The 12903-nt window shown below is 76.0% G+C and carries 10 protein-coding genes and 1 pseudogene; 6 read left to right on the top strand and 5 right to left on the bottom strand.

Annotation, left to right across the window (positions count from 1 at the left end; translation table 11 throughout):
* The 6 genes and pseudogenes from EDJALFJO_RS34405 to EDJALFJO_RS16940 all read left to right on the top strand — a co-directional run.
* A pseudogene (locus EDJALFJO_RS34405) lies at positions 1-1934 on the top strand (hypothetical protein); the annotation flags it as partial.
* Positions 1935-2037: 103 nt separating this feature from the next.
* Entirely contained in the window at positions 2038-3786 is a 1749-nt protein-coding gene (locus EDJALFJO_RS16960) for a sensor histidine kinase (RefSeq protein WP_088287371.1), read from the top strand.
* Positions 3776-4432: a response regulator transcription factor gene (locus tag EDJALFJO_RS16955; RefSeq protein WP_088287369.1), complete on the top strand. Its 657-nt coding sequence runs from the start codon at positions 3776-3778 to the stop codon at positions 4430-4432. The genes EDJALFJO_RS16960 and EDJALFJO_RS16955 overlap by 11 nt, the downstream gene beginning before the upstream one ends.
* A gap of 470 nt (positions 4433-4902) precedes the next feature.
* Positions 4903-5127 carry a Flp family type IVb pilin gene (locus EDJALFJO_RS16950; protein ID WP_088287367.1) on the top strand — a complete coding sequence of 75 codons (225 nt, stop codon included), beginning with the start codon at positions 4903-4905 and terminating at the stop codon, positions 5125-5127.
* 5 nt (positions 5128-5132) lie between these two features.
* Positions 5133-5312, top strand: a complete 180-nt coding sequence (locus EDJALFJO_RS16945; RefSeq protein WP_088287365.1) for a Flp family type IVb pilin — start codon at positions 5133-5135, stop codon at positions 5310-5312.
* Positions 5313-5383: 71 nt separating this feature from the next.
* The gene (locus tag EDJALFJO_RS16940; RefSeq protein ID WP_088287363.1) at positions 5384-6793 is read left to right on the top strand and encodes a glycosyltransferase 87 family protein; all 1410 of its coding nucleotides are present in this window, start codon (positions 5384-5386) and stop codon (positions 6791-6793) included.
* On the opposite strand, the gene EDJALFJO_RS16935 is transcribed toward EDJALFJO_RS16940, so the two are convergent.
* The 5 genes from EDJALFJO_RS16935 to EDJALFJO_RS16915 all read right to left on the bottom strand — a co-directional run bounded on the left by EDJALFJO_RS16935 (position 6757) and on the right by EDJALFJO_RS16915 (position 12828).
* Positions 6757-7899 (bottom strand): glycosyltransferase family 4 protein, encoded by a 1143-nt coding sequence (locus EDJALFJO_RS16935; RefSeq protein ID WP_088287361.1) that lies wholly within the window; start codon positions 7897-7899, stop codon positions 6757-6759. The two genes, EDJALFJO_RS16940 and EDJALFJO_RS16935, sit on opposite strands and share 37 nt — an antisense overlap.
* The gene (locus tag EDJALFJO_RS16930) at positions 7899-9461 is read right to left on the bottom strand and encodes a hypothetical protein (protein ID WP_088287359.1); all 1563 of its coding nucleotides are present in this window, start codon (positions 9459-9461) and stop codon (positions 7899-7901) included. Before EDJALFJO_RS16930 ends, EDJALFJO_RS16935 begins: the two co-directional genes overlap by 1 nt.
* 80 nt (positions 9462-9541) lie before the next feature.
* Positions 9542-10588: a C40 family peptidase gene (locus tag EDJALFJO_RS16925; protein WP_143448621.1), complete on the bottom strand. Its 1047-nt coding sequence runs from the start codon at positions 10586-10588 to the stop codon at positions 9542-9544.
* A 416-nt stretch (positions 10589-11004) separates the two neighbouring features.
* The gene (locus tag EDJALFJO_RS16920) at positions 11005-11322 is read right to left on the bottom strand and encodes a hypothetical protein (protein ID WP_198950383.1); all 318 of its coding nucleotides are present in this window, start codon (positions 11320-11322) and stop codon (positions 11005-11007) included.
* A 168-nt stretch (positions 11323-11490) separates the two neighbouring features.
* Positions 11491-12828, bottom strand: a complete 1338-nt coding sequence (locus tag EDJALFJO_RS16915) for an NYN domain-containing protein (protein ID WP_088287355.1) — start codon at positions 12826-12828, stop codon at positions 11491-11493.
* Positions 12829-12903: the final 75 nt, after the last annotated feature.

Genomic DNA, 12903 nt, shown 5'->3' with positions numbered 1-12903 from the left:
GCCTGCGGGCCGACATCCTGGCCGAGGTGCTGCCCGGTGCCGGGCGGCCGCAGGCGCAGCGCGACCCCGAGCGTGCGACCCCCGAGGCCGCACCGGAGCCGGCGCCCGACGTCGCCGCCGCACCCCTCGTGATCGCCGGCGAGAGCGACCTCGTGTCCGTCGCGGTCACCGACGGCATGGTCGACGTGCGGTCCGCGGCCGACGGCAGCACCGACACGTCCGTCGATCTGACGGATGCCCCGGCCGAAGGGACCGCCCCGACCACGGCGGACGAGGACGGCACCGTCATCGACGTCCGCACCGACCACGCCGCGGGCACGACCGGCTGGACCCGGGAACGGCCCGAGGAGGACGACCACTGGTCGCGCGAGGACACCGAGGCGATGGTGGCCCGTCGCCGGGCCATCCTCGGCCGGGAGGCACCGGCGCAGCAGCCGTCGGCGCTCCAGCGCAGGCTCGGTGACCGCCGCCTGAGCACCGGGCTCTCCACCGGCGGCGCCTCCCCGGAGCTCGTGGCCCTGAGCCGGACCGTCGAGGACCGCACCGTCCCGCCGACGCGGCGCAGCCTCTGGGGCAAGCAGGGCGACGACGTTCCGCCGCCCGCCGGCCCGCCCGGCGGCACGGACCACCCCGATCTGCCGGACGCCACCGACAGCGGCGACCTCACCGACGCCGCGACGACCGAGGCGACGACCGAGGCGGACAGCGCTCCCGGCCTGTGGGGCTCCGTCCCGCCCGCGCCGCCGGCACCGGGTGCACCGTTCACGCCGGTCGTCGACACGTCGCCGTGGCCGCGACCGGCCGCCTTCCAGCAGCCCGCGCCTCCGGCGTGGGCACCGCCGGCCCCGGATCTGCAGTCCGCGCCGCCGTCGGGTGCCCCGGTCGCCCTGCCACCGCCGGCCTCCGCACCGGCCGCGGCGCAGGCGCCGTTCGCCGTCCCCGCGGCGACCCTGGCGCCTCCGCTGCCCGCGGTCGACCGCGCTGCGGGACCGCTCGACCGGCTCCCGGCTCCCCCGCTGCAGCCGCTGCAGCGCCTCGAGCCCCCCGCCGGGCTCGCCGGGCCGACCGGGCCGCTCGCACCGACGCTCGCCGTTCCCGGCCAGATGCTCGCGCCGCCCCCCGCGGCACCGACCGGGGCGGAGCCGGACCGGGACGCCGACGCACCGCCTGCGACCACCGCCGGGACGCCGTACGGGACCGGGGTGAACGGCAGCACGAGGAACGGCACGGAGCGCCCTGACACGGAGCTCAACGGGCACGGTCGCAACGGGCAGGACCTCAACGGGCACGGCCTGAACGGGAACGGCTTCCACGCCACGCCGCTCGACGTCGCGGGACCGGATGCGGCCCCCGCAGACGCACAGCCCCGGGTCGACGAGCTCCTCGTCGTCGACGCCGCCGTCGAGCGCCGCTCCGCACCCTCCGTCCGCGAGCTCGTCCGCGCGCTCAACGAGCGGAGCATGGAGCTCTTCGGTGTCGCCGACACCTGCCAGGTGCTCGCCCAGGAGGTCGTCGAGCGGGCCGGGGCGGACGCCGCCGCGATCGTCGTGCCCGACGGGTCGGTCTGGCGCGTCAACGGCGGGGTCGGGCTGCGGCCCATCGAGCGCCGCCTCGTCCTCGACGCCCGGCACTGGCTCGTCACCGAGGTCGCGATGGGCGGCCGCGCGCTCGTCGTCGGTGACTCGGCGAGCGTCCGGCCGCGGCTGGCGGGCGCACCGCTCGCCGGCTGGGAGCACCTGCTCGCCGTCCCGGTGCCGGACGTCATGGCCGCCGTCGTCGTCGCCCGGTCCCGGACCGGGCGGCCGTTCACGCAGGACGACCTCGCCGCCGTCGTCGGCCCGGTCCACGAGGCCGCGGGGCTGCTCTCCGCGGCGATGGCCACCCGCCGCCTCGCTCGCGTCCTCGCGCCGCTCACGGAGGACGACGAGACCTGATCGGCGTCCGCCGCTCGGCCCATCACGGTATGGGCCGAACGACGGGGACAAAACGGCAAGGGTCCGGCCCGGACGGCTCCCGGTGTGGGAGATTGTCCGGGTGATGCCGCGGCTCAGGGTCGACAGCGTGTACGTCCCGCTGTTCGTCCGCGCTGCGCTCATCGGCCTGTGCGGGCTCGCGACGACGTTCGTCGACGGGCTCGGGCCGCGCGGCGCGATCGTCCCGACGTTGCTGCTGCTGCTCATCGCGGGGCTCGCGTCGATCCCGCTGCCCGAGGGGCTGCCGCGCGCCGTCCAGGCGCTCGCCGAGGGGATCGGCGCGGCGATCATCGTCGGCGCCCTCGCCGGCAAGGCCGACCTGTTCCTGCCGTACCTCCTCGTGCCGCTCGTCATCGCCGGCCTCGGCGCGGGGGTGTTCGCCGCGCTCGGGGTCGCCGTCTCCGCCTCGCTCGTCCTCCTGCTCGTCTCCCAGCTCGCGACGACGCCCGTGGAGACGCGCACCGCGCTCACGCCGTCGCTCCTCGTCTGGTGGATCCCGCTCTTCCTCGCGGTCGGGCTCGTCTCGGCCTGGGTGCGCCGCGTCGTCTTCCCGTACACCGACTCGCCCGAGCCCGCCTACGCCGACGCCCACCGGCTGCTGTCCGAGCTGCACGTCGTGGCCCGACAGCTCAGCCTCGGCCTCGACCCGCAGACGCTCGCCGCCGCGCTCGTCGACGAGACCGCCCGCGAGGTCCCGGGCTCCAGCGGGACCGTGCTCGTGAAGTCCCCGGCCGGCCGGTTCGTGCCGATCCTCGGGGAGCACCCGACGTCGTTCGCCGAGGCCGTCGTCCTCGACGCCTGGGTCGCCGCCGACGCGGTGCGCCGGGCCCGGGACGGCGTCTGCTGCGCGGCCCTGCCGGTCCTCATGGGCGAACGGGTCGTCGCCGTCCTCGTGCTCTCCGGCCGGGAGACCTTCCACGACGGCCAGCTCGAGAGCGCCCGGCGCAGGGTCGCCGCGGCCGGGCCGCGGCTCGCGTCCGCCCTCCTCTTCGACGACGTCCGGCGGCTCGCGACGGACGACGAGCGGGTCCGGCTGGCGCGCGAGATCCACGACGGCATCGCGCAGGACATGGCGTCCGTCGGCTACCTCGTCGACGACATCGCCCGGGACGCGACCCCCGACGTCGCCTCCCGTCTCGTCAAGCTCCGCGAGCACATCGGCGGCCTCGTCGGCGAGCTCCGGCTGTCGATCTTCGACCTGCGGGCCGGCGTCGACGAGAAGGTCGGCCTCTCCCGCACCCTCGCCGACTACGTGCAGCGGGTCGGCGGCCAGGCCGGGCTCGTCGTCCACGTCTCGACCGACGAGTCGTCGAGCCGGCTCCCCGTCGCCGTCGAGGTCGAGATCCTCCGGATCGTCCAGGAGGCGGTGACGAACGTCCGCAAGCATGCGCAGGCCACGAACCTGTGGCTGTCGGTCGTCGTCGACCCGCCGCGGGCGAAGATCACCGTGACGGACGACGGCTGCGGCTTCCAGGACCGGCACACCGGCTTCACCCCGGTGCAGGGCATCCGGATGGGCGGCATGGGCGTCACCGGCATGCACGAGCGGGCCCGGCGGATCGGGGCCCGGCTCAGCGTCGGCGACCGGACCGAGGGCTCGGGCACCGTCGTCGAGCTGATCATCGACCCGGAGATCGCCCTGCGCCGTGCGCGCGCCCGGGGCAAGATTCCGAACGAGGCACGAACCGTGACAGACTCACAAGCCACAGACCAGGTCGTGGTGACGGCGGACGCGGGTGCACGGGGAGAGTCGTCCCTCGCCCGCCTGCTGCGCAACCTGCCGAGGAACGGGGAGGTGAACCGTGGGCGGTGAGCACCGCATCACGGTGCTGCTGGTCGACGACCACCAGCTCATCAGGGAAGGTCTGCGCCGTGCGTTCGACCGCGCGGGCGACCTCGAGGTCGTCGGCGAGGCGGCCTCCGTCGGCGAGGCGACCGAGGCGCTGCGCACGCTGAACCCCGACGTGCTCGTCACCGACATCTCGCTGCCGGACGGCGACGGTGTCGCCCTGGCCCAGCGCGCCCGGGCCAGCGTGCCCGACCTCGGCATCGTCGTCCTCACCATGCACGCGGGCGACGAGAAGCTCTTCGCCGCCCTCGACGCAGGTGCCTCGGCGTTCGTCGGCAAGGACTCCCCCGCGGAGGAGGTCGTCGCCGCCGCGCGGCACGCCGCCGCCAGCCCGCGGACCTTCACCGCCCGCGACCTCAGCGAGGCGCTCCAGCGTCGGATGCACGCGCCGGCCGGGCCGCGGCTGTCGCCGCGCGAGAAGGAGGTGCTCGAGCTGCTCGTCGACGGGCTCGTCATCTCCCAGATCGCGCGCCGGCTCTACATCAGCGAGTCGACGGCGAAGACTCACGTCGCGAACATCTACGACAAGCTCGGTGCGGGCAACCGCGCGCAGGCCGTCATGGCGGCGGTGCGGCTCGGGCTCGTCCCTCCGCACGACAGCGCCGGCTGACCCCGGCGGTCGAGTGATCCGAGGCGGCGTCCATGTGGGCGCCGCCTCGTTCCATGTCCTGCGCTCTCCCTGCCTGGGCGACAGGCTATGACTACGCATCGTGAGAATTACCTGGTCGCCGCTACCACGCGTTATCGTTCAACGAATGCGTCCATCGGGCGCCTGAAAGTGCTGTATCCGGACGCCTCGGGTGAACGGTTGAGACTTCGCAGGACATTCATGAACCGACCACTCACCGTCACGCCCGGTGCTAGTTTCGTAGTCGAGCACGGTCCGTCGATCACTCGTCACGCAAGTTGCTTCAGCCGCCCCCGGAGTCTGAACGTGCGCGCCCTTCACGTTCGGTCAGACCTCCAGCAGCGATCGGCCGTTCTCCCGATTTCCCCGCCCGGGGGTCGGATATCCCCTGTCGGAGTGAGAGGGTTTCAGTGGTGCATACCGCCACGGGGGCCCTGAAAGGACACCATCCCATGCTTGCGAACATCCGGAAGCTCGGCCGGAAGACCGCGGACCGCGGTGCGACCGCCGTCGAGTACGGGCTCATGGTCGCCGCCATCGCCGCCATCATCGTCGGTCTCGTCTTCGGGATCGGTACCCTGATCCAGGGCGCCTTCCAGGACACCTGCAGCCGTCTCGAGACGGGCCAGTCTGCCAACAACGGGACCGGCGGCGGCACCACCTGCGCGACGCCGTAACCGACATGAACAAAGGGCTGGACCGAGGCGCTTCAGCGGTCGAGTACGGGCTGATGCTGGCCGCGATCGCTGCGCTCGTCATCGGTGCTGCCTTCGGGATCGGCCAGCAGATCTCGGGCATGTTCGAGCAGACATCGGCTTGCTTGAACGCCGGAGACGCGGCGGCTATCCCTTGCAGAGGCTGAACCAGACCAGCGTCGACGGCCCCGTGGGATCCCCACGGGGCCGTCGCGTTTTGCCTCGCTAGGCTCACCCGGTGCCCCTGCTGACCCGCACCGAGCCCGCGGCACCCGCCCGCGAACCGTCGACCGGCAGCATGCACGCCGTCGTCGCGGTCGTCGTCCTCGGCGCCGTCACCGCGGCGATGACGCACAGCGTCGTCCGGTACCGGCTCTGGATCGTCGCCGTCTACGTCGCGGCCGCGGTCCTGCTGGCGGTGCGGCTTGGCCGGGACGGCGCCCCGGTCCGGCTGACCCGGGCGACCGGCGCGCTCGCGCTCGCCGTGTGCGGCGTCGTCACGGCCGGGGTCCGCGGCTACTCCTACGTCCCGCCGGACGCCGCGGTCGGCGTCCGGGTCGCGATGGCCGGGACGGCGTTCGTCGCGGCCGGGGTGCTCCTCGTGCCGTGGCGGCGGGCGGCGGACGCCGCGCTGCTCGTCGCGGCGCTCGGCCACACCGCCGTGGTGGCGGCGCTGGTCCGGCTCGACCCGGCCCCGCGGATCGACGTCTGGTACACCCTCCAGGGGTTCGCCGACGCGCTCGGCTCGGGGCACAACGCCTACTCCGAGGTCTGGGTCGGGCCGCCGGGGATCATGCGGGCGTTCACCTACCTGCCGTGGACCGGAGCGCTCGTCTCCCCCGGCCGCTGGCTGCTCGGCGACGTCCGCTGGGCGTTGCTCGCCGCGATGCTCCTCGCCGCCCTGGCACTGCGCGCCGCGTCGCGGACACCAGTCGCGGACGCCGCCACGTCCGCCGCCGGCCCGGTCGCCGGCGCCGTCCTGCTCGTGCTGCCCGGGACGGCGACCCAGGCCGAGCAGGCCTGGACCGAGCCGCTGCTGCTCGCCTGCCTCGCCGGTGCCGCGGTCGCGCTGCTCCGGCGCCGGACCTGGCTCGCCGTGCTCCTCGTCGGCCTCGCGCTCGCGAGCAAGCAGCACATCGCCGTCCTGCTGCCGGTGCTGGCCCTCTGGCACCGGTTCGGGCTGCGCCGCACGGTCCTCGCCGGGCTCGTCGCGGCCGGGCTCGTCGCCCCCTGGTTCCTCACCGCGCCCGCCGACATGTGGCACGACACGGTGACCTACCTCGTGACCTTCCCGGCGCTGAAGTTCTCGAACACCCTCTACCTCGCCGCGGTCAACGACCTCGGCTGGAGCCCGCCGTTCTGGCTCACCGGGCTCGTCGTCGTCGGCACCGTCGCCGCGGTCGCGCTCACGGTGCGCCGGCGCCGGCCCGGGGTCGCCGAGCTGCTGCGCTGGTGCGCGCTCGTCCTCGCGGCGGCGAACCTCGTCAACAAGCAGGCGTTCTACAACCAGTACTGGCTCGTCGTCGCCCTCGTCGTCCTCTCCTGGGCGCTCCCCCAGGACGACGCGGCAGACGACCCGGCGGGCGACCCGGCGGACGACGAGACCACCCGTCAGCCGGCGACCGGCTCCCCCGCCAGCAGCCCCTGAAGCCGCAGCGCGAGGTCGTCCCACCGCCACTGCCGGGCGACCCACTCCCGCCCGCGCATCCCGAAGGCCGCGGACAGCTCCCGGTCCTCGAGGAAGGTCGCGCACGCGTCGGCGACGGCCTGGGCGTCCCGGCCGCCGACGACGAGCCCGTTGCGCCCGTCGAGGACGGCGTCAGGGGCCCCGCCCGAGTCCCCGGCGACGACGGGGATGCCGGTCGCTGCGGCCTCGAGGTAGCAGATCCCGAGCGCCTCGGGCTCGAGCCCCATGAGCCTGGTCCGGGTCGGCATGCAGAAGACGTCGCCGGCGTCGTAGTACGCGGGCGTCTCGTCCCACGGCACCCGGCCGGTGAGGACGACGTGCTCACGCAGCCCGAGCGCGTCGACGAGGGACTCGACCCTGCGGCGGGCGGGGCCGTCCCCGACGAGGAGCAGCGCGGCGTCCGGCACCCGGCGGCGCAGCAGCGGCAGCGCCCGGACGAGCACGTCCTGCCCCTTGCGGGCCACCATCCGCGAGATGCAGACGACGACGGGCCGATCGGCCAGGCCGAGCCGGCGGCGCACCTCGTCGCCGCCGCAGCCGGGCCGGAACGTCGAGTCGTCGACGCCCGGGGTGAACTGGACCATCCGCTCCCGGGCGGCCGGGCTCAGCGCGGGTGCGATCCGGCCCCGGCAGTACTCGCCGAGGTACGTGACGACGTCGTTGACCTCGCCGATGCGCCGCATGAGCGGCCGGGTCACCGGGACCGTCGACCACCACACCTCGTGGCCGTGGGTCGTCGCGACGGTCCGCCCGACGCCGGCCGCGCGCAGGGTCGGTGCCATGAGCCCGAGGGGTGCGGCGGCCCCGAACCACACCCGGTCGCAGCCCTCGCTGCGCGCGATCTGCGCGGCGCGGCGGGCGATCTGCGGCGTCGGCACCATGAGCGGCGACGGGTCGCGGACGACGGGGAAGTCGAGGGTCGCGTCGAACGCGGCGTCGCCGCGCTGCCGGGCGGTGTGGACGACGACCTCGTCCGGCGGGAACCGGCGCGCCATCGCGAGCACGAACGACTCGATGCCGCCCGTGCGGGGCGGGAAGTCGTTCGTCACGACGAGAGTGCGGGCCATCAGGGGCTCCCGGGTAGTGGTCCGACGAGGTCGACGACCCGACGATGCCATGCCGCGACGAGCCGCGCCTCGTCGGTCCCCACCGAGGCCAGCGCGGCCCGCAGTGCCGCGGCATCCGCGGCGTTCGGGTCCTGGCCCGGAGGCGGCGGTTCGCCGGGCCCGGGCCCGGGTCCTGGCCCGGCGGCAGCGCCCTCGACGGCCCTGCGCAGCCCCGCGAGGACCGGCGCCGCCCACGGCGCGGCCGCGCCGGGGCCCGGCGTTCCCGCGGCCGCCGGGTCCACCGTGCCGGCTGCGGTCCGGTACACCCGGGCGAGCCGTCCCGGCCGGTGGCCGTCGCCGAGGGCCAGGCACGCGGCGTCCGAGAGCGCGTAGGCGGCCGCCACCTCGCCGAGCGCGGGGTCGAAGGACGCGACGTCCGGCAGCGACGCCGGCAGCCGGTCGAGGGCCGCGGCGCGCAGGTCGGCCTCGACGTACCGGTCGACGTCCGCCGCGGAGGCGCCGATCGCCGAGAACCCGACGACGTCCGCGAAGCACTCCGAGAGCCAGATCGGCACCGAGTAGCGGGCGCCGCTCGCGGTCGCCTCGTGGGTCAGCTCGTGCGCGAGGACGAACCGGCGCCCCGTCGCGGTGAGCGAGGTCAGCGCCCCGGGCACGAAGAGCACCCGCTGGTCGCCGAACGCGGAGCCGTCCTGGCCGTGGGCGGACGACGGCCCGTAGGTCACGGCCGCGAGCTGGGCCATCGCGGTCGCGTCGCCCCGGGAGAGCGCCGCGGCGTCCTCGAGGCTCCCGGGCAGCAGGAGGACGGTGTTCCGGCGCCAGCCGGTCCCCCAGACGGCGTCGACACCGGCAGCGGCGGCCTCGGTGTCCTCGGCGACCTGCCGGACGAGCCCGTCGTCGAGCCCGGCCGACGCGACCGCGACGACCCGTCCGGACCGCTCGACCCGGACCGGCCCGAGGTCCCACAGGTCCGGCACCGTACCGGTCGCCCGGTCCGGTCCGTCGGCCGCCAGGCGCCAGCAGCCGGCCGACGCGGTGGCGACCACGAGCCGGTCGCGGACGGTGTCGTGCACGTCCCCCTCGAGCCGGTACCGCACCTCGACCCGGACGGCGACCCGCACGTCGGCCCCCCGGCCCGGCCCGGGCGCCGCGGCCGACCCGTCCGGCACCGACGGTTCCGCGACCGCGACGACCCGGGACGACCACGCCGTGACGGGGACGTCCCGCAACCGCGCGACGACCTGCGCCGCGGTCCCGGTCAGCCCCTGGGCGGGGACACCCCCGCCGACGGCACGGTCACGACCCGCGAGCAGCGCCGCGACGGGGCCGAGGGCGGCCCGCTCCCCCGGCTGCGGGACCCCGGCCGGGTCGACCGGCACCCGCGCGGTGCCGCGCAGCGCGAGGGCCGGCACGCAGGTGACCCGGTCGGGCGCGGCCCCGGCCGGCACGGCGGCCAGGCCGACGACGAGCACGGAACCGGCGAGCACGGCGGCGGCCCGGAGCCGCCGGGGACCGCGGCGGGACGGCCGCGCGGCCCCGGCCGCGAGATCCTCCGGCCCGGGCACGCCGCTCAGCGTACGACGCACGGAGGGCGCCCCCGCTCGCGCGGGGACGCCCTCCGTGAGGTCGTGCGGTCGGGCCCGGGTCAGAGCCGGGTGGCCGCGGTGAGGTTGCTGTGCAGCGGCGCGATCTTGACGACGTCGCCGCTGTGCGGTGCGTGGATCATGAGGCCGTTGCCGACGTAGATGCCGACGTGGCTGATCGGGCTGTAGAAGAACACGAGGTCGCCGGGGCGCAGGTTGGCCCGCGAGACCCGCGTGCCGTAGCCCGCCTGGAGCCGCGAGCTGTGCGGGAGCGAGACGCCGCCCTGCTGCCACGCGCGCATCGTGAACCCGCTGCAGTCGTAGCTGCCGGGGCCGTCGGCCGCCCACACGTACGGCTTGCCGAGCTGGGCGCACGCGAAGTCGAGGACCTTCTTGACCCGCGCGGTCGGGGCGTCGATGCCGACCGAGCCGCAGTCGAGGCCGCCACCGGCGCCGCCGCCGTCACCGGAGTCGCCGCCACCACCGCCGGCGTTCTCGAGCGCCTGGCGGGCCGCGTCACGGCTCGCCCGCTCGAGGGCCGCCCGCTGCGCCGCGGTGAGCCGGGACAGCAGGGCCTTGGCCTCCGAGAGCTTGCGCTCGACTTCCTTCTTCTTCGCCGCGAGCTTGGTCTGGCCGGCCTTGACCTTGGCCTCCTGCCGCCCGAGGTCGGCGGTGTCGGCCGCGAGCTTGCGCTGCGACTCCTTGAGCCGCGCGATCGCGGAGACCTGCCGGTCGGCGAGGGTCTCGACGACGCCGGACTGCGCGAGGAGCGCGTCGGGGTTGTCACCGAGGTAGAGCTCGAGGGTGCCGAGGTCGCCGTTGCGGTAGGACTCGGCCGCGAGGCGGCCGACCATCCGGCGGGACTCCTGGACCCGGGCGCGCTGCTGCTCGAGGCGGGTCTGCGCCGCCTTGACGCGCACCTCGAGGCCCTTGAGCTCCTCGCGGGTGTCGTTGTACTCCTCCGAGGCCACCTCGGCCTGGTGCTGCAGCGTGTCGACCTTCTTCTGCACCGCCCGGATGTCGGCGGCGGGCGACGCCTGCGCGGCGCTCGCCAGGCCCATCAGGGGGACGACGAGGGACACAGCCACAGCGAGGCGGACGAGCCTCACGGACGTGGACGATCTGGGGTCGGCCTTGCTCAACGACACGTGCCTTCGCTCCGTTCGTCGGACCCGCCCGAGCGGGTCTGCCGTCACGCAGCGACGCCTTGACGCCTCTGACCCCGCGAAGCAGGGCGGTCGCTGCGCGTCCGAGCGGGGAAGGTCGTCGGGGAACCGACGAGCCCGGACGGGTACTCCGAGGTCCTGAGATACCAGGTACGTGACCTCGTCGTGATGTAGCGACCCAGACACTAGCCCGAACGGCCGATGCGGTCCAAGTTCCGCCGCCCTAACGGCACGTTAAATGACCCCTTGTCCGATTTCGACTCCGTTCTGTGACGTCACGGCCTGTTCTCCCAGGTGACCGGTCACACGGTGTGACGCGGGACACCCTGGTGGGCCCGGGACCGGTGTGCCGGGACCACTCAGCCGGCCTCGGCCGTGCGCCGCTCGGGCGCCCCGCGCTGCGGCGCCGCGGCCTCCCCGGCGGCCGCACCGGGCACGAGCCGCAGCGGCGGCACGAGCCCCGAGCCGGCGAGCACGGCGATCGCGGCCTGCTCCGCCTGGTCGAGGTCGAGCGCCTCGGTGCCGGCGACCGCGCCGGCGACGTCGACGCCCTCCGGCAGACCCGGACCGTCGTCCGGGCCCTGCCGGCCGAAGACCGGGAACCCGAGCAGCACGGTGACCACGCAGTCCCCGCACGCCGGGCCGCGCACCACGCACGTGTCGCAGTCGATGAGCATGCCGAACTCCCTGGGACGGACCGTCGCGGGCGCCCGTCGGGCACCGTCGTCCGGCCTCGTCGACCGGCAGGACCGACGCTAGGCACCACCACCGACAACCAGCCCTCGACCACAGGTCGAGGGTCGCTCGAGGGTCGGGCGGAGGGGTCGGTCGGACGGCTCGGACGGTCAGCCGCGGGCCAGCAGCCGCACGAGCGCGGCGGACGCGACCGGCCGTGCACCGGACGCCCGCACCCCGGACGCCACCTCGCCGTCCGAGGAGACGACGACCACGACCCGGCCCTGCGGCTCGGCCCGGACGAGCCGGCGGATCTTCTCGTCCGCCGTCACCCCGGGCTCGGAGAAGACCACCCGGACGCCGCGCACGATCGACGTCGGGCGCGCGTCGACGTCCGCGCCGTCGAAGACGCACGTGACCTCGGCGCCCGTGCGGGCGGCGAGCGGTGCGAGGCCCTCGACGAGGCGGCGGCGCTGCTCCACGAGCGGCAGCGCCGGGTAGGCGGACTTCGTGACGTTGTAGCCGTCGACGAGCAGGTGCGCCTGCGGCAGCGTGAGGAGGTTGTCCAGCGCGCCCGGGTCGTCGCCGGCCAGCGCCCGGGCCCGGACGGCGTCCGCGGCCGCCGCGTCCTCGGCACCCGCACCGGCGGGCGACTCGAGGTCGGCGGGCCGCAGCGCGGTTGGCGGCAGCGCGAGCTCGCGCCGCAGCCCGGACGCCGCGCCGACGATCGTGTCGAGGAGCAGCCGGGCCCGCACGTCCGCGAGCGAGCGGCCCTCCCGGGCCGCCCGGCGGGCGTGCTCCTCCCGCTCGCGGGCCGCCCGGACCGCCTTGTCCGCGGCCTCCACCTGCTCCCGGGCCTGCTCCGTCGCGGCGAGCGCCTGCGCCCGGACCTCCTGCGCCGCCTGCTCGGCGGCGCGCGCCGCGGCCCGCGCCCGGTCGGCGTCCGACCGGTGCCGGCGCAGCTCACGGCGCAGCCCGGCGACCTCCTCGTCGAGCGCCGCCGCGCGGGCCGTCGCGGTCTCGAGGGCGGCGCGCACCCGGGCGACCTCGCGCCGCGTCGCCTCGAGCTCGTGGACGGCGTCCTGCTGCTCGCGGTGCCGGGCCCGGTCGCCGCCGTCGTGGGCGAGCGCCGCCGACGCGGCGGCCGCGACGTCCTCCCAGCCGTCGCGCCGCAGCAGGTACGCCCCGGCGAGCACGGTGTGCGGGTCGGCGGCGGGCGGCACCTCACCGGCCTCGAGGACGGCGGCCAGCTCGGGGTGCAGCGCCCGCCAGGCGGCCGCGACCCGTTGCCGGAAGAGGGGTTCGCGCTCGAGCGCGACGCCGATCGGGGTCGCCGCGACCCGCGCCCGGCGGGCCGGGGCGAACCCGCGCACCCGCCGCAGCGCGACCGGCGTCTCGGCGTCCTCGAGCTCCCCGAGGACCGCCGCGCCCAGCTCGACGAGCTGGCGCCGCACGCCGTCCGGGAGGACCGCCGGCCCGCCGGCGGACTCCTGCGGCCCGTCGTCCACGTCGCGCCCCGTCAGACGCCGGGGCCGGCGGGGCGGTCCGCGGCGGCGGCGCGGGCCTCGCCGAGCGCCGCCTCC

Source organism: Kineosporia sp. A_224 (assembly GCF_002198655.1).
Taxonomy (GTDB): Bacteria; Actinomycetota; Actinomycetes; order Actinomycetales; family Kineosporiaceae; genus R-H-3.
This window is presented reverse-complemented; position numbering and strand designations above follow the sequence as displayed.